Annotated in this window: 18 protein-coding genes; 9 read left to right on the plus strand and 9 right to left on the minus strand. The window is 48.1% G+C overall.

Going from position 1 to position 18,707, the window contains the following annotated elements:
- Positions 1-168: 168 nt before the first annotated feature.
- The 4 genes from mnmG to recA form a co-directional block, all read right to left on the minus strand.
- Complete coding sequence (mnmG, locus tag GZZ87_RS04755) at positions 169-2,061, minus strand: tRNA uridine-5-carboxymethylaminomethyl(34) synthesis enzyme MnmG (protein WP_162026321.1); 1,893 nt, start codon at positions 2,059-2,061, stop codon at positions 169-171.
- Entirely contained in the window at positions 2,058-3,419 is a 1,362-nt protein-coding gene (mnmE, locus tag GZZ87_RS04760) for a tRNA uridine-5-carboxymethylaminomethyl(34) synthesis GTPase MnmE (RefSeq protein ID WP_162026176.1), read from the minus strand. Before mnmE ends, mnmG begins: the two co-directional genes overlap by 4 nt.
- A gap of 368 nt (positions 3,420-3,787) precedes the next feature.
- Positions 3,788-4,483, minus strand: a complete 696-nt coding sequence (locus GZZ87_RS04765) for a DUF2490 domain-containing protein (protein ID WP_162026175.1) — start codon at positions 4,481-4,483, stop codon at positions 3,788-3,790.
- Between the two features lie 272 nt (positions 4,484-4,755).
- On the minus strand, positions 4,756-5,826 hold the full coding sequence (gene recA / locus GZZ87_RS04770; RefSeq protein ID WP_162026174.1) for a recombinase RecA: 1,071 nt from the start codon (positions 5,824-5,826) through the stop codon (positions 4,756-4,758).
- 60 nt (positions 5,827-5,886) lie between these two features.
- On the opposite strand from recA, the gene GZZ87_RS04775 reads away from it, so the two are divergent.
- The 4 genes from GZZ87_RS04775 to GZZ87_RS04790 all read left to right on the plus strand — a co-directional run bounded on the left by GZZ87_RS04775 (position 5,887) and on the right by GZZ87_RS04790 (position 9,351).
- Positions 5,887-6,426, plus strand: coding sequence for an MGMT family protein (locus tag GZZ87_RS04775; RefSeq protein WP_162026173.1), 540 nt, complete (start codon positions 5,887-5,889; stop codon positions 6,424-6,426).
- A gap of 3 nt (positions 6,427-6,429) precedes the next feature.
- On the plus strand, positions 6,430-6,843 hold the full coding sequence (locus GZZ87_RS04780; protein WP_162026172.1) for a hypothetical protein: 414 nt from the start codon (positions 6,430-6,432) through the stop codon (positions 6,841-6,843).
- Between the two features lies 1 nt (position 6,844).
- Positions 6,845-7,498, plus strand: coding sequence for an HAD hydrolase-like protein (locus GZZ87_RS04785; protein WP_162026171.1), 654 nt, complete (start codon positions 6,845-6,847; stop codon positions 7,496-7,498).
- Between the two features lie 209 nt (positions 7,499-7,707).
- On the plus strand, positions 7,708-9,351 hold the full coding sequence (locus GZZ87_RS04790; protein WP_162026170.1) for an SDR family NAD(P)-dependent oxidoreductase: 1,644 nt from the start codon (positions 7,708-7,710) through the stop codon (positions 9,349-9,351).
- A gap of 371 nt (positions 9,352-9,722) precedes the next feature.
- On the opposite strand, the gene GZZ87_RS04795 is transcribed toward GZZ87_RS04790, so the two are convergent.
- Positions 9,723-10,130 carry a gamma-glutamylcyclotransferase family protein gene (locus tag GZZ87_RS04795; protein ID WP_162026169.1) on the minus strand — a complete coding sequence of 136 codons (408 nt, stop codon included), beginning with the start codon at positions 10,128-10,130 and terminating at the stop codon, positions 9,723-9,725.
- A gap of 32 nt (positions 10,131-10,162) precedes the next feature.
- Entirely contained in the window at positions 10,163-10,726 is a 564-nt protein-coding gene (locus tag GZZ87_RS04800; protein WP_162026168.1) for a TetR/AcrR family transcriptional regulator, read from the minus strand.
- 145 nt (positions 10,727-10,871) lie between these two features.
- On the opposite strand from GZZ87_RS04800, the gene miaB reads away from it, so the two are divergent.
- Positions 10,872-12,266, plus strand: a complete 1,395-nt coding sequence (gene miaB / locus GZZ87_RS04805; RefSeq protein WP_162026167.1) for a tRNA (N6-isopentenyl adenosine(37)-C2)-methylthiotransferase MiaB — start codon at positions 10,872-10,874, stop codon at positions 12,264-12,266.
- Here miaB and hspQ read toward each other — a convergent pair.
- The 3 genes from hspQ to GZZ87_RS04820 form a co-directional block, all read right to left on the minus strand.
- Positions 12,263-12,625 carry a heat shock protein HspQ gene (gene hspQ / locus GZZ87_RS04810; protein WP_162026166.1) on the minus strand — a complete coding sequence of 121 codons (363 nt, stop codon included), beginning with the start codon at positions 12,623-12,625 and terminating at the stop codon, positions 12,263-12,265. The genes miaB and hspQ overlap by 4 nt on opposite strands.
- Positions 12,626-12,655: 30 nt before the next feature.
- Positions 12,656-14,143, minus strand: coding sequence for a 4-hydroxy-3-methylbut-2-enyl diphosphate reductase (gene ispH / locus GZZ87_RS04815; RefSeq protein ID WP_244652051.1), 1,488 nt, complete (start codon positions 14,141-14,143; stop codon positions 12,656-12,658).
- A gap of 278 nt (positions 14,144-14,421) precedes the next feature.
- A complete protein-coding gene (locus GZZ87_RS04820; protein WP_162026164.1) occupies positions 14,422-14,829 on the minus strand; it encodes an OsmC family protein in 408 nt (135 codons plus the stop codon).
- Between the two features lie 140 nt (positions 14,830-14,969).
- Here GZZ87_RS04820 and GZZ87_RS04825 point away from each other — a divergent pair, with 140 nt between their 5' ends.
- From GZZ87_RS04825 to GZZ87_RS04840, 4 genes are all read left to right on the plus strand, one after another.
- Positions 14,970-15,338: a cytotoxic translational repressor of toxin-antitoxin stability system gene (locus tag GZZ87_RS04825; RefSeq protein ID WP_162026163.1), complete on the plus strand. Its 369-nt coding sequence runs from the start codon at positions 14,970-14,972 to the stop codon at positions 15,336-15,338.
- Between the two features lie 13 nt (positions 15,339-15,351).
- A complete protein-coding gene (gene pssA, locus GZZ87_RS04830) occupies positions 15,352-16,221 on the plus strand; it encodes a CDP-diacylglycerol--serine O-phosphatidyltransferase (RefSeq protein WP_162026162.1) in 870 nt (289 codons plus the stop codon).
- A gap of 244 nt (positions 16,222-16,465) precedes the next feature.
- On the plus strand, positions 16,466-17,593 hold the full coding sequence (gene dnaN, locus GZZ87_RS04835) for a DNA polymerase III subunit beta (protein WP_162026161.1): 1,128 nt from the start codon (positions 16,466-16,468) through the stop codon (positions 17,591-17,593).
- Between the two features lie 184 nt (positions 17,594-17,777).
- Positions 17,778-18,668, plus strand: coding sequence for a hypothetical protein (locus tag GZZ87_RS04840; RefSeq protein WP_162026160.1), 891 nt, complete (start codon positions 17,778-17,780; stop codon positions 18,666-18,668).
- The last annotated feature ends 39 nt before the right edge of the window (positions 18,669-18,707 follow it).

Genomic DNA, 18,707 nt, shown 5'->3' on the forward strand with positions numbered 1-18,707 from the left:
TTATCGAGAAGAAATATCACTCCTCTTTACAACAGATCTTTCGCAAAAACGGCCATAAGTCCCTATTCGTCAATGCTTAATCATGTAACTGACCGAATCCAATTAGATTTAACACCAGCGATACACAACCGTCACATAACTGATACAAATCAACAGAAACCTCACAACTTATTTAACCTTTTTCTTCTTCGAAAGGCGCGCTTCCAGATGCACCATTAAGATACTAATATCTGCTGGGTTCACACCACTGATACGATTCGCCTGCCCTAAGGTTCGCGGCATAATGGTTGCCAATTTATCAGCACTCTCACCACGCAACCCCTTAACCAGCGAGTAGTCAAAACCATCAGGAATGCGGATATGGTCAATGTGACGCATCTTTTCGATCTGCTTCACCTCACGCTCCAAATAGCCCTTAAACACGACTCGATAGTGCACCTCATCGCGCACCTCACGAGGCTCTGCCTTAAGGTCATCCGGAAAATCATCCTGCGAACGACTTCGGCGCAAATGCTCGGCATACGTGCTACCAGCAGTGCGCTCTTTCTCAAGACGAGTAATCCAACTCTCAATTTTTTTCGCCTTGTCCGCAATTCGATCAAGACGTGGCGTATCGACCAACTTCAGGCGTGATGCGTGATCAAATAGGCGCAATTCCGCACTTGGGTGATTAAACAACAAGCGATGCTCCGCACGGCTCGAAAACATCCGATACGGCTCATTCGTCCCCTTCGTCACAAGGTCATCAATCAAAACACCAATATAACACTCATGCCGTTGAAGCACCAACGGCTCCTGCCCGCGGAGTTTCTGCACCGCATTGACTCCAGCAACGAGCCCCTGCCCTGCCGCTTCTTCGTATCCAGAAGTTCCGTTGATCTGGCCAGCGAAAAACAAGTTCTCCACCTTCTTCGATTCCAACGTCGGAAACAGCTGCGTCGGCGGCGCAAAATCATACTCCACCGCATAGGCAGGGCGAAGCATGTGAACATTCTCCAAACCTTCCACGCTGCGCAACATCTCCAACTGCACATCGAATGGTAAACTTGTCGAGAGGCCATTGATATACCACTCGTTGGTATTTCGACCTTCCGGCTCAAGAAACAACATGTGCCGGTCTTTATCCGCGAAACGCACAAACTTATCCTCGATGCTCGGACAGTAGCGTGGGCCAGTGCCCTCGATCTCTCCGGAATACATCGCGGAGCGATGAAGATTATCTTTTACGACTTTCTCCGTATTTGCTCCAGTATACGTCATCCAACAAGAAACCTGATCCGCGCCAGGCAACCAACCCAACTTTTGTTGCCCCGGATGTTCCACGTGGAACAAATCATGGTTTCCACGCGTATCGTAGAACCCAAACAAAGTGGGCACATCATCGCCTTTCTGTTCCTCAAGATTCGCAAAATTGATACTACTGCCGAGAATACGTGCGGGTGTTCCGGTTTTAAGGCGCTCAAGTTCAATACCCGCCTCAAGGAAAGAACCGGAAAGACCCTTGGCTGAGAAATCCCCCATGCGCCCGCCTTCGTTCTTATTCTGCCCAACATGCATGAGCCCACGCAAAAAAGTGCCAGTGGTCACAATCACGGCCTTCGCATAGAAATCGACATCGAGGTTTGTCTTCACACCGACCACACGACCATACTTATAGATCAAACCCTGCACCATTGCCTGGAATATATCTAAGTTATCCTGCAACTCTAGCACGTGCTTCATTCGGTATTGATAGGCCTTCTTATCCACCTGTGCACGTGGCGCCTGCACCGCGGGCCCCTTGGAGGCATTCAATAAGCGAAACTGGATCGCAGTGGTATCCGTATTGATTGCCATCTCGCCACCGAGTGCGTCGATCTCGCGCACCATGTGCCCCTTGGCTTGACCACCAATCGCAGGGTTACAGCTCATCTGAGCGATCGTATCGAGATTACCTGTCAGCACGAGGACATCCGCACCGAGACGCGCAGCTGCCAACGCAGCCTCACACCCAGCATGGCCCGCACCACAAACAATCACATCGTAGGGCTGATTCGGCCCGAATTTTAATCCACCACTCATTTTCCAATACAAAACTGTTTAAAGAGACTATCCAACATTCGCTCGTTATCGACCTTACCAACAACCTTACCAATTGACTCCACTGCATCGCGCAGGTCGGAAGCAATCAACTCTGACAAATCCTCATCCTTCATCTTCTGCGCTGCGAGCTCTAGTGCATCGCGCGCCTCACCCAGTGCGCTCGCATGGCGTGCATTCACTACCACACCATCGGCATTTTTGGGTTGCTGCACGCCGGACTCAATTGAGTCGATCCAGAGCTGACGAAATGCCTGCACACCTTCGTTCGCCTGAAGGGAAATCCGTGCATGCTTAAAATCAGGCATGAATGCTTCATGCGTCAAAGCAGCTGGAAGATCGATTTTATTCTCAATGACGATTGTATTTTCAACCGTCATACGAGCCAATAAAGATTCAGGGAGAGCAGGGGAGGGCGACGCCGCATCCAACACCAGCAGGAAAAAGTCAGCGGTTTCAGCCTGCTCAATCGTATGATTAATTCCAATCTGCTCAATCGCATCGCCAGCTTCATGCAAGCCAGCGGTATCCAGAATCTCAATACGCCATGGACCGACCATTAAAAAGGCCGAGATATAGTCACGCGTCGTGCCTGGTATATCGCTCACAATCGACCGATCCGAGCCAGTCAGCGCATTAATCAAGCTACTTTTACCGACATTGGGCTCGCCGATGATCAGCGTCTTGATCCCCTCATGCAGCAGAGAGCTATAATGCTGTGTATCAATAAGATCCGACACCTCCAAGATCAATTTACGTAGATCCGAAGCAGGGCCTGCTTGATCTTCGCTCGGCAAGTCTTCTTCGGGAAAATCAATGTAGGCTTCGAGGTGTGCCATCACACTGAGCAAGCGATCAGTCAGCTCACTCATCTTCCGCCCAACAGAGCCATGCAACTGACGTTGTGCCACCTCAATACTCCGATCGGAACGGGCACGAATTAGATCTGAAACCGCCTCAGCTTGGCTCAAATCCATCTTCCCATTTAAGAAGGCAGTGCGGGTAAATTCACCCGGTTCAGCCGGTCGGCAACCTCGCGCAAACAGATCCTCCATGATTTTCTGGACGATCAGAGGATTCCCATGCGGAGCGATTTCGAGCATTGCTTCGCCCGTAAACGACTTGCCCAATTCGAAATACGTAAAAACACAGTCATCAATGATCCCCCCGTTCGCATCGATGTAATTTCCAAAATGCGCATAACGTGGACGCAATGGTTTATCGCGACCAAGAATTTCACCCGAAAGTTCAGGACAGGCAGGACCACTCAAACGAATCACAGCGATCGCGGATTCGCCGGCTGGAGTCGAAAGAGCAACTATTGTATCAGTAGCGGGCATAGTGACGCTAAATTCGTCACATCCGGCGCGGCGTCAAGAGCACATCTAAAGCCCTTGAGACTAGAATATTCACCAGACGAAACGAAGTAGGGTGCAGATATTCAAAAATCAGGCGCTCTAGGGACGCTTTAGAACACCCAAAATAGACCGCTAGACCCTATAAACACTAGGATTAAGTCGCTAAAAGCAAAAGACAGATTTCGACCTGCCTAGCACACTACTATCAGTCACACTCAGAAATAAGTAAGCCCCTAATAATTAGGGGCTTACGGTCAAAAATAGGACTTTGTAGGCGCGATAAAAGTAAATACGCTCTTTTGTGCCAATATAGCACTCCTCAAATCATCGATTCGAGTGCGTCCTTCACCTTAAAACTTGTAGCTGATCGTCTGACCAAAAACATACGCAGTATCCCAACTGCGATTCTCTCCAAATCGTTTCGATTGCAGCATCCCATATAATTGAAGCTTCGCCTGCTTACCTAATGCGAAAGTTAACTTCAATGGCTTGAAACGATTTTCATTCAAACGATCGGTGTCATAATTATAAAAGACTTCAGTATCGATGCCCACACCGACCAATGGACCGTAATCGTGCAGTGCATAACTGAGATCAAAAAGGTGACGGCTCACCCAGTAATTATCATGCGACTCCACTGCACGATACACCGCAGTGTGGCGCATCGCAAAACGCGTGTTCTCGGAGAGATTCCAGTGGGGGCTAATGTGCAACCAGAAGATATGGAGTCGGGTATAATCATCGCCCGCTTCAGCACGCGCATCTTCCATCAAATACGTAGTGCCGACATCCCAATTCTTATTAATCTTATATTCCGCTGTCGGAGCGATGAGCCATACCCCCATAAATTTACTGTCATCAAAGAGACGAGTCTGAGCAGCTGCTTTGAAGCGCCAATTATCATCCTCGTAAAAGTTAATACCCAATGTCTGCCAACTGCGATTGTCATTATCAAACTCAGCAAGCAGACGAGCAGGGCGCAGCGCGGCAAACGCAACCAGTGACAGCACAACAAGCGTGTGGAAAAAGTTTCTATAAGCAAACATGCGAGCATGTGAAACGACACCCAGCCCTGGCAGACAACTAAACTTATGCTAATTAAACCAGTATAAGTTCAGCTTAACTTTATTGTAAGATGACAAATAATGCCCTACGCTTATGGTGTTACTTTCCAGTGTAACAAATCCGCGAAGCGGTTACGATCTTTACGCAGTGTCTTAGGGTGATATGGCCGAAATGGCGTCGCCAGTCCGCTACAAATCCTTACACAAAAAAACCGCCACACCCCACACAGGGCATGGCGGTATTGTAAAAAAACTTAGCTTTCGTCCGCTTCGCTAGATCCTGTAAGTGATTCACCACCGCGAACATGCACTTTATCCATAATCAACTGAGTGAGCTCATTTGCCAACTCTGGGTTATCCTTAATGTGCTGTTTGGCAGCTTCACGACCTTGGCCAATCATCTCACCCTTATAGGAGATCCAAGAGCCCTTCTTGTCCAAAAGCTTGTGCTCCACACCCAAATCCACAAGCGAACCAGAGTGGGAAATACCTTCATTATACATGATATCGAACTCAGTCTCCGTGAATGGGGGAGCAACTTTGTTCTTCACCATCTTGATACGTGTGCGATTGCCGACGACTTTACCAGCAGACTCCTTGATCTGTCCGATACGACGAATATCCATGCGAACGGAGGAGAAGAACTTCAGAGCGCGACCACCTGGCTGCGTTTCTGGACTACCAAACATCACCCCAATCTTTTCGCGAATCTGATTGGTAAAGAGCACCACACACTGTGATTTACTGATACATGCAGTCAAACGGCGCATTGCCTGGCTCATCATACGAGCCTGCAAACCAACTGTGGTGTCACCCATCTGACCATCGAGCTCATTCTTCGATACCAGAGCTGCAACGGAGTCGATCACGATAATATCCACTGCACCGGAACGAATGAGTGTTTCAGTGATATTGAGCGCATCTTCACCACTTTCAGGTTGTGAGACCATTAGGTTTTCAAGATCCACACCGACTACCTTTGCATAGCGTGGGTCGAGTGCATGCTCCACGTCGATGAAGACAGCGTTGCCGCCTTTTTTCTGTGCCTCAGCAATAATGCTCAAACAGAAAGTCGTCTTACCTGAGCTTTCAGGGCCGTAGATTTCGCAGATACGACCGCGAGGGAGGCCACCGATTCCAAGCGCAAGATCGATCGCGATCGAACCCGTCGAAATGACATCGATTTCCATCTTTGTCGCTTCACCGAGGCGCATGATCGCACCATTACCAAATTGCTTGTTTATACCAGAAATCGCTAAATCCAGGTTCTTGCGATCTGCTTCGGGGTTACGTTCGACTTTTTTAATTTGTGCTTTAGCGGCCATATCAGTAATGAGTTTAAGGTTACGTGTTGATTGCAAATCAGATTGGAGGCTCGAAAGACCATGGCAAGTTTAAATGATAATTTGTTCACTACATTAGTGAACTACACTACAAACCGAGAATTTGGTTGTTATCTTCAAACCTGCTGGGGCGCACTCAAAGTCAACATCACACCAAAGGGCGTCGAATCAATCGCTTTTGAAGATGGCGCACGGCCAGAAGTTACCGATGATAGTGTTTTTCGAGCACCTTTCATGGATTGGCTTTCTGCCTATCTGAACACGTCCACAGATGGGCAGTGGCGTGCTTTATGCCCACAAGGGACTGACTTTCAACAAACAGTATGGCGTGCACTACTAGACATACCAATCGGAGAGCAAATGACCTATAAGCAGATCGCAACTATCATCGACCAGCCTAACGCTAGTCGAGCTGTCGGCAGCGCGATCGCAGCCAATCCCATCGCACTACTGATCCCATGCCACCGTGTCGTGCCACAATCTGGTGGACCGGGTAACTATCGCTGGGGACCAGACCGTAAATTTGCACTTCTAGAAGCCGAACGGCTCGCAAATGCGAGCGTGTATCAACTATTTCAATAAAATATGCCAACAGACGAACCAAACTCACAAGTGCCCGAAGGTGTGCGCTACGCCCGCTGGGCTGGCAACGCGCTCGGCTCTGTCTTAATCCTTATCGGTGTTGTCGCGCTCATGGAAGGCATCAGCGACGGCTTTAATATCTTCAAATCCTGCTACTTTATCTTCTTCGGTCTCGTGCTGAATATCCCATATCGTTCGATCTCTGATGCTAGATGGAAATGGGCTTATGGCGTGCTCATCGCCTGCAGCGCTGCCTTCGTCTTCGTGATGGTGATATCCGTAATGTATAATTACATGGAAGCCGCAGAGCGTGGTGAACGCTTGGGCGTGCCAGGACTTGAGGGGACTTTAATCTTTGTCGCTCTGCTACAGGTGCCAGCCGTTCTGTTTCAGCGTAAGCCTAACTTACTCGACTAGTATGAGTGCACGCTACAAACACGCAATTTGGGATTGGAATGGCACTTTGCTCAATGATACCTGGCTCTGTGTCGAAGTGCTCAATGGCCTACTCGCACGGCGGGGTAGGGCGCCGATCTCTGAAGAGGACTATCGCGAGAACTTCGGTTTTCCAGTCGTTCATTTCTACGACTATCTCGGCTTCGAGACCGATACGGATAGCTTTGATCAAGTCAGCCGTGAATTTATCGGTGACTATGAAGCACGCTGGTTTGAGGAATGCCAGCTACACCCTGAGACCTCGAACGTGCTGTCTGACCTCGCAGAGCTTGGTATGACCCACTCAGTGCTATCGGCTGCGAAACAGGAGGCACTGAACGCTGGAATTCAACACTTCGGCATTCGTGAACATTTTATGGGGCTAGTCGGGACGGATAATATCTATGCTGAAGGAAAAGTCGCACAAGGTCGGCGTTGGATTGAACAATTGCACTGGCAACCAGAGGAAGTCGTGCTGATTGGCGATACCTTGCACGATTTCGAAGTGGCTGAAGCCATAGGCACTCACTGCATACTAATGGGGCACGGTCACCATACCACGGAACGACTTTTAAAAACAGGTGCCCCTGTCGTTCAGTCACTTCGCGAGTTAGTTCAGCTCCTTCAGGTCACTTAAAGGCAACTCTCAGTTGCAAAAATAGAGCAACTTGAAAGTTAATGAATAGTGCACGCAAAATTGTTCACTACCTGTAAAAATACAATTGCCTCTAATCTTTAGAGGTAACTCTATTCCACCTGTTCTAACTACCGAACACACACTCCGTCGCGTCTAAGACGAACCCCACTCAGGGCGTTCTCCGTGATAAGAGCCACTTTCTACATTTTATGGACATTGCAATTGTCACTGGAGCAGAAACTCCTCTCGGCCTTCGCCTGATCGAAGACCTTATCCGCCAAGGGTGCCGCGTGCACGGCATCGGCAACAACTTCTCAAACGTCACCTTCGCAGATAAGCACTTTGTTGCGCATGCGATCGACTTGAGCGACCTCGAAGCGGTCGCCCGCACCGCAGAAGCCATCCTCGAAGAAGAAAAGGCAATCCACATCCTGATTCATGCCATCGATGTGACACCCGGTGCTGCCTTTGAGCAACTGCCGATCGGAAACCTCGAAGCCATCCTTAAAGTCGGACTGCTCGGGCCTGTTATGCTCACGCGTATGGCACTCCCCAACCTGCTGCGCTTCCGTGGACAGCTCATCAACATCATTCCAGCCAACAAGAGCGGCCATCTCGCCAGTGCGGTCAACGCTTTGATCGAAGGCGGACTACGTGAGATGAATACCGCTCTATTTGACCAAGCGCGCGACGCCGGCTTGCGCGTTACGAACCTCATCCTTCGACAAAATACAGTCGAGGATGATGGGAGCTTCGCCGACAAGCACCTGCAAACTCGTATCGACGCGGATCATGTCGCTCGCACCGTCGAACGCCTGCTCGATCCCAACGAGCCGAATGTCCCCAACGAAATCACACTGTATCCACGTCTCAGTGGCGCTGCCGAAGAAATTCTTCCGGCAACTGCTGTGCCAATCGACCCATATAACACAGTCGTGCTTCCTCCCAAGGAATACAGCCCACCAGAACAAGAAGCAATTGTTACCAGAGAGCCGGACCATATCGAGCGCACCATTCCTTACACTGATGAGGAAATGGAAGAGAAGATCGCCTCTGCCATTGAAGACTACGAGTCGCAACCTGAACGTTACGAAGAACCGAAAAAGAACAAAAAGAATAAGCGCAAAGAGCGGGAGCCTAAGCGGGCTCGCACCGAGCCAAGCCCAGAAGCTACGGGCTCAAATGCGGCAGACTCTGAGCAAGGCTCTGAACAAGACGCCGAACACTCGAAATCACGTCGTGGACGTCGTCGTGGTGGACGCAATCGTAACCGGAATCGTGATCAACAAGACGACAAGTCCTCGCAACGCACCGAAAATTCCAAGGAATCACGTTCTGATAGCAAAGAAACACCAAGTGGTGACAATAAGCCACAACCGGATTTGCCAAAGGACAACAAACGAGAGAAATCGCCACGTCTCGGTCGTAATCGCAGCCGTAAGCCAGTCGTTCGCCCTGAAGAAAAATATGCTGCTTACGAGCAACCAATTATTCCAACACGCGAACCTAGCAAACCACTGTCTGAACAACCTCGCGAGCCTGCATTCCAACCTCGCGAGGTCACAATCGAAGCATCAAAGCCTAAAGATGCGCAACCAGCAGCCAAATCGAAGAAGACGGTTGCAACCGAATCACAACCGTTCGAATTAACTTCTGAAGCACCTAAGGTGAAGAAAAAGGCAGCAAAGAAGGCTGCTAAAAAAGCGACCAAGAAGGTTGCCACCAAGAAAGTGCCCGCCACGAAAGCGGCTAAAAAGGTTGCGACTAAAAAAGCCGTGAAGAAAACCGCTACCAAAAAAGCGGCCAAGAAAGCTGCTAAAAAGGCCGTAAAGAAGCCCAAAGCGGCTAAATAGAGCAGGGGAGCTCAGTTAGCATTTAGCGTCAGTCCATTGACTTACATGCATTGGCGAATTGTCATGTGCGCAATTTGATTATACTGGCGCACATGGCAAATTGGGCTTGGTGCAATCAACCTAGATTCAGAAGTTAGGAGGCAGACGGAGGTCTGCGGCACGACTGAGCTCCGTCTAACTACTCTTTTAAGGATCAAAGACGCTTCCGTAGGGATGCTGCTTGCGGCACCCGCGAAGGCAGTTGAGGTCCTACAACTTATTGTGCTTGTGGCCTTAGGCCTTTGCGCAGTCTTCGCAAGCAAAGCCCATACGACCAAGTCGCAAAGTATCTCGAAGACACTTTTCACAAATCATAGCACGTAAGCGATGCTCTAGCCGATGGGCCAATTGCCATCCACTATCCGCGTGCCAGCAAATCGTTGAAACGTCGCCTCCGTCATTTCGTAAGCCCACACCTTCCCTAGCGGCTCACCTGCGGGATCGAAGCAATCTACTCTGAGTCTTATATATTCATTCTCTTCGACGGACCTTCTGGGCTCAAAACCTTCTAATACATCGAGCTGCTCAAAGTCACGCGTGCGTGGAAAGGTCAACACCGTGCCCTGCACCCAAGTATCTCCGCGCATGAATACACCTGGATAGCCGACATGCAGATCATAAAGCTCGCCACGTATCTTAGCAGGCATCACAGCTGAGACCTTTCCCTCACAAAACTGAGGCCAATAGTGGCCCCCTGGCTTAAGCGTGCCATACACGAAGACTGATTGATCCGAAAGCATTCCTAAAAAGAAGCCACTATTCGGATCAAAAGCTAGCGCTTAATGCCACATAAATCCTCGGCACAGGCCAGAGCATCTTCGAGCGGCCACGTTGCCTTCAGATTTTGCGCTTCGGTCATTGCCCCCGAATAAAGGAGGAAAATAGCAGTTCCGATGCGTTGCGCATCTCGCTCATCAACTAGTGTCTTAGCCACTTCTACGAAAAACTTGTGCTGAGCGCGCTTGAATTGGTCGATCGAATGCATCAGATCTTCGTCAGCGGCACTGATACTCGCCGCAGTGTTGGCAAATTGACAGGAACGAAATCCATTCGCCTCGATCCAACTACGCATCGAAAAGAAATACTTACGCAAGCGACGATCACGATCTCCCAGCTTATCCAAAAAGCTTCGCTGCATCATGGACATACCTCTCGTTAAACGATCAAGCCATGCACAGCCCAATTTCTCCTTAGAACTGTAGTTTTGGTGAAATGCTGCATTCGACAAGCCTGTCGCTGCAATGATCTCCTCGATAGTGACTGCTCCATAACCACGGAGGTGAAAAAGTTCTCCAGCTTTGGCCAAAATGAGTTCGCGTGGCGGTAAGTTCGACATGCACCTAGAAACAAGCGACTCAAAGCATGGGTCAAGGTCGCACCACTATCTAAGGTAATTTTAAACTTTTCTAACAACTCTCCACGATTTGGAGGATACTTCTAGGTTTACAATCCGCTCATCCTCAACATTCTCCGCACTCCTCATGAATCGGGTCTATATCAAAACCTACGGGTGCCAAATGAACGAACGAGATTCCGAAGCGGTTGCTGCCATGCTTCGGGCTAAAGGCTATGCGCTCGTCGATAACGAGCTAGAGGCCGATGTCGTTCTCCTCAACACTTGTAGCGTGCGTGACCAAGCCGAGCAGAAAGCTATCGGCAAAGCGGGCCACCTCGCTAAACGTAAGCGGAAAAATCCCAATTTCATCATCGGAGTGATGGGCTGCATGGCTCAAAATCGTGGCGGCGCACTGCTAGATAGCCTCCCCGACCTTGACCTCATCATCGGCACCCAAAAATTTCACCGCGTCCCAGATCATTTAACCAATATGATCGCGACACTACAGGGGCAGGGGCCGCGTCCCACTTCAATCGTTGATCTGGAAGAAGAGGCTGACTCTCAGAATACAATTAAGTCACATAGTAGTGACACACGTCAAGTGACTGCCTTTGTCAGCATCATGCAAGGCTGCAACATGAAGTGCTCCTACTGCATCGTGCCTAAAACACGTGGCGTTGAGCGCGGGCGCCCAATGGACGAGATTATTGATGAGGTCAAAAAACTAGCTGCCAATGGCACCAGAGAAGTCACATTGCTGGGTCAGATCGTCAATCAATACGGCATTCGCGAGTTTCCATTCGTCGATAAAAAAAGCCCCTTCGTGCAACTGCTTGAAAAGGTGCATGAAATCGAAGGCATTGACCGTATTCGCTTTACCAGCCCACACCCAGTCGGTTTTAAGCAAGACTTGATCGACTGCTACGGGCGCCTTCCGAAACTCGTTGAATACATCCACTTCCCAATGCAAAGCGGCAGTAATCGCATTCTCAAAGCGATGCGCCGCCCCTATACGATTGAGAAGTTTCACGACATTATTACCAAACTGCGCGCCGTGCGGCCTGACATGTATATTTCGACCGATATCATCGTCGGTTTTCCGGGTGAGACTGAGGAAGATTTCGAGCTCACACGTCAGCATTTCGAAGAAGTCGGCTTTGATATGGCGTATCTTTTCAAATACAGCGTGCGCCCTGGCACAACAGCTGAGCCACTTGGCGACCCGATCACCAAAGAGCAAAAAGAAGAGCGTAATCAGATCTTACTGGAAAGCTTACGTAAAAGTTCCTTAGCTCGAAACGAATCACTTGTAGGTAAAGTCGAAGATGTGCTGTTTGAAGGCCCAGCTAAAAAAGGTGAAAACATGTTCCAAGGGCGAACTCCCGGAAATCGCCTAGTATTGGTCAGGGCCAGCGCACGTCTAGTCGGTCAAATCGTGCCCGTCCGCTTCACACGCGTCACCGCAAGCACACTATTTGGTGAGCTTGTGCTAGAAGGCGTAGAAGAGGAAGCAATTGGATCAGTAACTACTGAAGTTTAAGCAGAGCAATCGCCAGTATTGGCCTTGTGACTCACATAAGAGCCATCCTTGAACTCTGTGAAATAGCTGCCGAGACGGGGATGATTAATTGGGTCGCCACTGAAATCGGGCTCTAAATTGGATTGGGCAACATACGTGCTGAGTCCACCGGTCTCATGCACCAACACATGATACCATGGTTGATCACGTGATGGCTGGGTCTTGTTTGCCTGATACCATTTATCACCCGCAACGCATTGCATATCGTGCGCCACAACCACTCCTCGATAGTGGTAGAGCTTGTGTTTCACGACTACACCGAGCGGAAAATCAACGCTAGTTGCGCCACCACCCTCAAAGTCAGTAATTCTGATTAACATGCCGATAAGCTAATCGAATATGGTGATTCATCAACTCTCAGCCTCAAATGCTTCGAGAATTGATTCAATCGAACGAATCGATTCTTCTGGAAAAAAGCTATTAATCTTATGGATCACCTGTTGAATCACTCCATCCGGACACGAGGCACCGCCTGTCAGTAGAATACGCTTTGGAGATGTTGTAGAGTCGAGGAAAGGACGCACGACATCACTGACTTGTGGCGTTTCAGTCAATTGGTATGGAAAGATATAATGCTCAATTGATTCAGCAGAGCGTATGTTAGCCTCCGACTGAATATAATGCGCGTTCTCACCGAAACGTTGTTCGCATACGCGATAGAGTTGAAAAGTGTTAGAGCTGTTTTTACCCCCCACAACGAGTGCAGCATCGATCGACTCTTCCACAGCTTTTTGCAGTGCATCCTGATTCACCTGAGTCGCATAGCAGAGGGTATCACCCTTGCCTTTGGACCATAAGTGCTCAGCCACTTGTGCTTCGCCATAGCGTTGAACCATGAAAGCACGCAAAAATTCAATAATACTCAGCGTCTCATTGCGTAGTAGAGTCGTCTGATTCACCACCGCTAACTTCTCAAGATCGACTCCTGGATTAAAGCCCTTAGAGTATAAGCCTTTGAAGGATTCTTCAAATAAACGTGTTTTCTCAGCACCTTCTGCCTGAATCACTTTAGTCAAAAGCTCAGCATGCGCCATATTACGAATCATTAAGGCTGGTCCATAGCTCGAACTATTCGAAAACGTCGCCTTTGTCTCTTCGTGCTCTGACTTACCATGAATGATGACCGTATACCCATCTTCAGCATAACGCCGAGCGGCCTTCCAGACCTTTTCAACCAACATACAAGTCGCATCATTTTCGCGTATACTGAGGCCACGACGCAATAAGCGCACTTTATCCTCATTCGTCGCTCCAAATGCGGGGATGATGACAATATCTTCGCCGGTTAATTGATTCCACAGTGCCTTTGGATCATTTCGATCAGCGGTTAAACTACCATCTTCGCATATCGATAAACCTTTATCACTCTGCAAGTAACGAAGTCCGCGGGCTAACAAATCTTCATTCACAAAAGGATTATGAATCAGCTCACTGAGCATAAACACGCGTTTAGTCGGATTCGAAGCCACCGTCTCGTAGGCGCGCTCAATTGCATTCTGCACACCGAGACAAAACCCAAAGTGACTTGGAATCACATAACTTACGGCTCCAAAATCCAATATCGCTGGGGCACCAGATTTTTTCTCCTTTGTGCGACGCGCGGCCTTAATTGCGCGACACAGTTCGCTTTGATACAAAGCTTCTGACTGTTGATCGACATAGACACCACTATTGCGCTCCTTCGCATTGCGGAATCGATAAATGTATTCGGTCTCACTGAAATCGAGATATGGAATACGCACCAAATGCGGTTCAATTGCTTTCAAGGCCTCAATCAATACAGGTGATGGTCGTATTTCGCCTGCCTCAATTTTTTCATCGAGTTGATCTAAGCTCATGTAAAACGCCTCAGCCACCCCTTCACTGCAAAGTGCGCAATAGATATCAACGCTCTGATCCGCGATGTTCGCTTGGGTTAATAGATGCGCCCTTCCAGGCACTCCTAATACTTGTTCTACTAGATCAACCGCTGGGTCGCCGGCAAAAACACCATTCTCCGCAGAATAGGAAGGTTCAGTGAAACCATCTGGTGACAATCTAACCAACAGCCTATTATTTGCATCAAATACAAGTAGTATCAAAAAGGAGTCCATATTGCTGAGTCTCTATACAAAAACTATTTCCAATGGAAATTAATCGGTTTTTCGATCTCTGGATTCAGACTGTGATGCACAGGGCAATTCTTGGCCGCTAGCTGAACTTTCCATTGTTGATCATCATCCAGCTCAATCGGTAGCCATACATCGGTCGTTAATTTAGCAATACGGCGTGGCAGACTTTCTGACATCTCTTTCTGCACTTCGATACGCATACCAGACAAATCCAGTCCCAAGCTTTCCATCTGCATCCCTACGATGGTGGCGATGCACGAGCCAAGCGCCGATGCACACAGATCCGTTGGTGAGAAACTCTCACCTTTGCCATTATTATCCACCGGCGCATCCGTTTGAAACGTCTTACCTGATAGTTCATGTTCGAGCTCGCAGCGTAGCCCGCCTTCGTAATTAATTTTTACTTTAACCATTTCCAAATGACATTGGCGAAGCAGAAGCCTGGGTCAACTTCCCGTAACAACTCAATGAAATGTATTCTGCGATTGCACACCGATAGATCACTTCTAATCTACCGTTCTTCAATCAAAGGTCAGGTGCGCCATATACCATTATGTTTCAGGTCAATTTCAGCGAACAAAGCATGCACGAGCTCAACCAGCTCGACACTCGCTCACAGATGCTCCTCGTAGAGGTCGTCAGTAGCCTTACTCAGGATCAGCTCGATCATCCGAATGATGAACTGGGGCGCTTTCAGCGTAATGGTAAAACATACTATCGTGTGCGCGCTGGTGAGTTTCGCATCTACTTTGAACAGGATAAAGATGGTCTATTCGCACACTATATTCTGCATAAAAACACTTTGTCCGACTTCATATTTCGATTCAAACTCCCTGTGAATGAAGAGTTTATGGCCGAACAACACGATTCCTTTTGGAAGTATCTAGAAACAATTCGTCACAAAGAGGACGAAACTGAATAACAGCCACCACTGAATGTCTGAACCTGCACAAAAGCCACCCCATCAGTATGCCGACTCAGGTGAGGCGAGCCATATTTATCTCCTCCCAAATAGCTTAACAGCTGGAAATCTATTCTTTGGATTTTTAGCCATTATGCGCTGCATCGAGGCGAACTTCGCGACTGATCCCACGATCGTAAACGCGCATTTCACTCAAGCAGTCTGGTTCATCTTCTTTGGCGTCGTCTGTGATGCCTTTGATGGCCGTGTCGCACGTATGGGCGGGCGTGAATCGCTCTTCGGCATCGAATTTGATTCGATTGCGGATGTTATCTCATTTGGTGTCGCACCAGCGATGATGATGATCTTCCTGATCCTCAAGCCAACTGAGCAATATGAAGGCGTGCTGCCAGTCAGCCAACTGATCGGCTTCATTTACCTACTCTGCGCAGCTGTGCGCTTGGCACGGTTCAACGTATTGACGCACCCGATGCTTGCTCCTGCGGAACGTTTAAAAGGCACCAAGGACTTTCTCGGTCTACCCGTGCCCGCGGCAGCTGGTATGGTTGCCTCGCTCGTATTAGTTTACACAAGCTTTGAGAAACATGGTTATGAGATGCATGGTTTCGAGTTAGTCATGCCTCCATTGATGTTGGCCATCGCTTTTCTTATGATCAGCAACATCCCGTATCCAAGCTTCAAAGAGGTCGATTGGCAGACTAGCACACGTGTGCGCACCTTTATTCTACTCATACTTTGCCTTGGTATTGCCTTCATCTTTAAGGAGCTGTTCTTCGCCATCCTAGCTTTTACCTACATCAGTTACGGACCTATTCGCTACCTGTTCCGCCTATACCGCGCTAGAAAGCGCTTAAACCGCACTAAACAAGCGCATGGTGAATAACTCGTGAATAACTGTGAAGATGCTGTGTAATAAAAAAAACTTCTTCAATTCATTCACTGCTCTACCGAATACTTCACTGCTCTGTTCACACCAAAAATCATACCTAAACACTTACTAAATAAATACTTGTTGAGTTATTATACTTCATCCACACACATATTAAGAAGAAGAGATTTATATATTAAAAAAGAGACTAATATATAAGCATTGCCAGTAACTCCAAAATCCCCGAAAAATTCTAACCATGAAGTTCAAGATCAACCAGGATCACTTTAGCAACGGCCTACAACAAGTTCTCAATGTTGTAGGTTCGCGTGCCACCATGCCAATTCTCAGCAACGTGCTGATCGAAGCAGAGGAGGGGCACATTTCGTTGACGACTACCAATCTCGATCTCGGCATTCGTTGCCGCATCAAAGCAGACGTCTCAGAACCAGGTGGCATCACACTTCCAGTTCGTAAGCTAGCCACGATTATTCGTGAATTGCCTCAAAACGAAGTCTTTATCGAAACCGGCGATAACAACCAAGCCAAGATCACTTCTGGTGGTTCACTCTTCAAAATCATGGGCATCAGCACGGAAGAATTTCCACCGCTGCCATCGTTTGAAAATCGTCACGTCTTTGAGCTCTCTCAGGCTGAAATCGTCAGCATGCTCAAGAGTGTGTCGTATGGCCAATCCAACGACGAAAATCGTTACATCCTCAACGGTGTTTATTTCAACTTTGCAGATGAAAAACTCACTCTAGTCGCCACAGACGGCCGCCGTCTCGCATTGACTGCCCTAGATACTGAAATCAGCGAAGACAACGCAGGTAGCCTTATTCTGCCGGCTAAGACAGTTGCTGAGCTTGAGCGTCTCATGGGCAAAGGTGAGAAGGTGAAGATTGCTTTCAATGATCGCCAAGCAGCTTTTGAAATCGGCATCGACGATGCAGGTGACACGGGTCTGGTAGATCATCTCTACCTAGTCTCGAAGATTGTTGAAGGTAACTACCCGAACTATCGCCAAGTCATACCAAAAGAGACAGAGCATCGCGTCAAAATAGAGCGTGAGCTGATGTTGGAGTGCGTGCACCGTGCCGCCCTGGTCACCAGTGATAAGAGCAACTCAGTGAAGCTGAAGGTTAGCAAAAACCTACTCGAAATTTCCGGTTCAAGTTCTGAATACGGCGAATCCCATGAATCCATGGCGATCGCTTATGATGGTCCTGAAGTTCAGGTCGCATTCAACCCACAGTTCCTCATGGAGCCGTTGAAAGCGCTGACTAAGGATGAAGTGTTTTTTGAGTTCAAGGACGAGTTGAGCCCAGGTCTTTTCAAGACGCTTGATAACTTCATCTGCGTCATCATGCCACTGCGCTTGAACTAAGTTTGTAGGCCAATCGGCTGACATACAGTTATACTTTAATTACCGAGCGAGTGGGCTATTGTCTCACTCGCTCGTTTGTGTTTTAAAGGCTGATATAAATAGAAGATGGAACAAGCGCCGATCCTAAGGATCATAACAGCCAAGCTTTTATATTAATCCTTAGATCGATTTATCACTTTTATATATGTTCGACCCATCATCATCGACCTTCGAATACATCCTATTTACCATCACGATTTTAACCATGATTTTGCCAAAACTAGGGCAAAAGAAAGGCATCCCTATGTTCGTCGTAGTCAGTCGCTGGTTACGTTGGGTATTATTTGGCGGAATCTTTGCGTATGTATTGAAAACATTTGAGATTTCATACCGTCCAGACTGGGTCCATTTTGTAACTGGTTTAGCTATTTGGTTCATGCTTGAGACTGGGTATTACTGGATCGCGATTAAAGCACTGAGTCGCAGTGAAATACCACTGTTTCCGAGCTTTAAAATCAATTTAGATGGTGATGAATGGCCAGCAGATCCTTTATTCATTGAAGTGCGTGAGTGGCTCAGAGAACAAAAATTTAAGCGTTTGAGTGCATTGAAGGCGGAGTTGTTTGAAGGCACATTCTTGCGCGCATCGATTTACGAAAGCGCGGATCAACTCACACGGCTACAAATTCTATTTATTCCGAAGAGTAAAGGCGGAGCAAATGCCTGCTATACACTGAGCACGAATGGTGAAAATGATCGCCGACTCATTACCGATAACTTGTTTTTGCCATTTGGTGGATATTATCCAGAGGGTTGGAATATCATGCGTAAGCCATTGATTGGTTCGCTCAAGCGTTTGCTGAAATTACACCGTCAACGTTTAATAAAAAGTAGCATGACACTCATTCCTTTCGAGGATGAGCCGTTGGAGGAATTGAACGATCAACAGCGTATTTTGGAGCGTCTCAATCTAGAAACCGGATTTTTAACGCCGCGACAGTTCCAAGAAGAAATTGGTAAAATCTCTTATGACGGCCGCTATCGTTTGTGGAAGGAAATGTGGTTGCTTGCGTATCTTGGCCGGTCGGTTTCGTAAGGTTACTCATCATCTTAATCCTTTGATCGGAGTCGAAAG

The organism is Lentimonas sp. CC4 (assembly GCF_902728235.1).
In the GTDB taxonomy this organism is placed as follows: domain Bacteria; phylum Verrucomicrobiota; class Verrucomicrobiia; order Opitutales; family Coraliomargaritaceae; genus Lentimonas.

What these genes read in the sequence shown, in the direction of transcription:
- GZZ87_RS04840 (WP_162026160.1), top strand. Translation starts at nt 17,778, where the DNA reads ATGTTCGACCCATCATCATCGACCTTCGAATACATCCTATTTACCATC.
- hspQ (WP_162026166.1), bottom strand. Translation starts at nt 12,625, where the DNA reads ATGTTAATCAGAATTACTGACTTTGAGGGTGGTGGCGCAACTAGCGTT.
- GZZ87_RS04825 (WP_162026163.1), top strand. Translation starts at nt 14,970, where the DNA reads ATGTTTCAGGTCAATTTCAGCGAACAAAGCATGCACGAGCTCAACCAG.
- mnmG (WP_162026321.1), bottom strand. Translation starts at nt 2,061, where the DNA reads ATGAGTGGTGGATTAAAATTCGGGCCGAATCAGCCCTACGATGTGATT.
- pssA (WP_162026162.1), top strand. Translation starts at nt 15,352, where the DNA reads ATGTCTGAACCTGCACAAAAGCCACCCCATCAGTATGCCGACTCAGGT.
- miaB (WP_162026167.1), top strand. Translation starts at nt 10,872, where the DNA reads ATGAATCGGGTCTATATCAAAACCTACGGGTGCCAAATGAACGAACGA.
- mnmE (WP_162026176.1), bottom strand. Translation starts at nt 3,419, where the DNA reads ATGCCCGCTACTGATACAATAGTTGCTCTTTCGACTCCAGCCGGCGAA.
- GZZ87_RS04775 (WP_162026173.1), top strand. Translation starts at nt 5,887, where the DNA reads ATGGCAAGTTTAAATGATAATTTGTTCACTACATTAGTGAACTACACT.
- GZZ87_RS04790 (WP_162026170.1), top strand. Translation starts at nt 7,708, where the DNA reads ATGGACATTGCAATTGTCACTGGAGCAGAAACTCCTCTCGGCCTTCGC.
- GZZ87_RS04800 (WP_162026168.1), bottom strand. Translation starts at nt 10,726, where the DNA reads ATGTCGAACTTACCGCCACGCGAACTCATTTTGGCCAAAGCTGGAGAA.
- dnaN (WP_162026161.1), top strand. Translation starts at nt 16,466, where the DNA reads ATGAAGTTCAAGATCAACCAGGATCACTTTAGCAACGGCCTACAACAA.
- GZZ87_RS04765 (WP_162026175.1), bottom strand. Translation starts at nt 4,483, where the DNA reads ATGTTTGCTTATAGAAACTTTTTCCACACGCTTGTTGTGCTGTCACTG.
- GZZ87_RS04785 (WP_162026171.1), top strand. Translation starts at nt 6,845, where the DNA reads ATGAGTGCACGCTACAAACACGCAATTTGGGATTGGAATGGCACTTTG.
- GZZ87_RS04795 (WP_162026169.1), bottom strand. Translation starts at nt 10,130, where the DNA reads ATGCTTTCGGATCAATCAGTCTTCGTGTATGGCACGCTTAAGCCAGGG.
- GZZ87_RS04780 (WP_162026172.1), top strand. Translation starts at nt 6,430, where the DNA reads ATGCCAACAGACGAACCAAACTCACAAGTGCCCGAAGGTGTGCGCTAC.
- GZZ87_RS04820 (WP_162026164.1), bottom strand. Translation starts at nt 14,829, where the DNA reads ATGGTTAAAGTAAAAATTAATTACGAAGGCGGGCTACGCTGCGAGCTC.
- recA (WP_162026174.1), bottom strand. Translation starts at nt 5,826, where the DNA reads ATGGCCGCTAAAGCACAAATTAAAAAAGTCGAACGTAACCCCGAAGCA.
- ispH (WP_244652051.1), bottom strand. Translation starts at nt 14,143, where the DNA reads ATGAGCTTAGATCAACTCGATGAAAAAATTGAGGCAGGCGAAATACGA.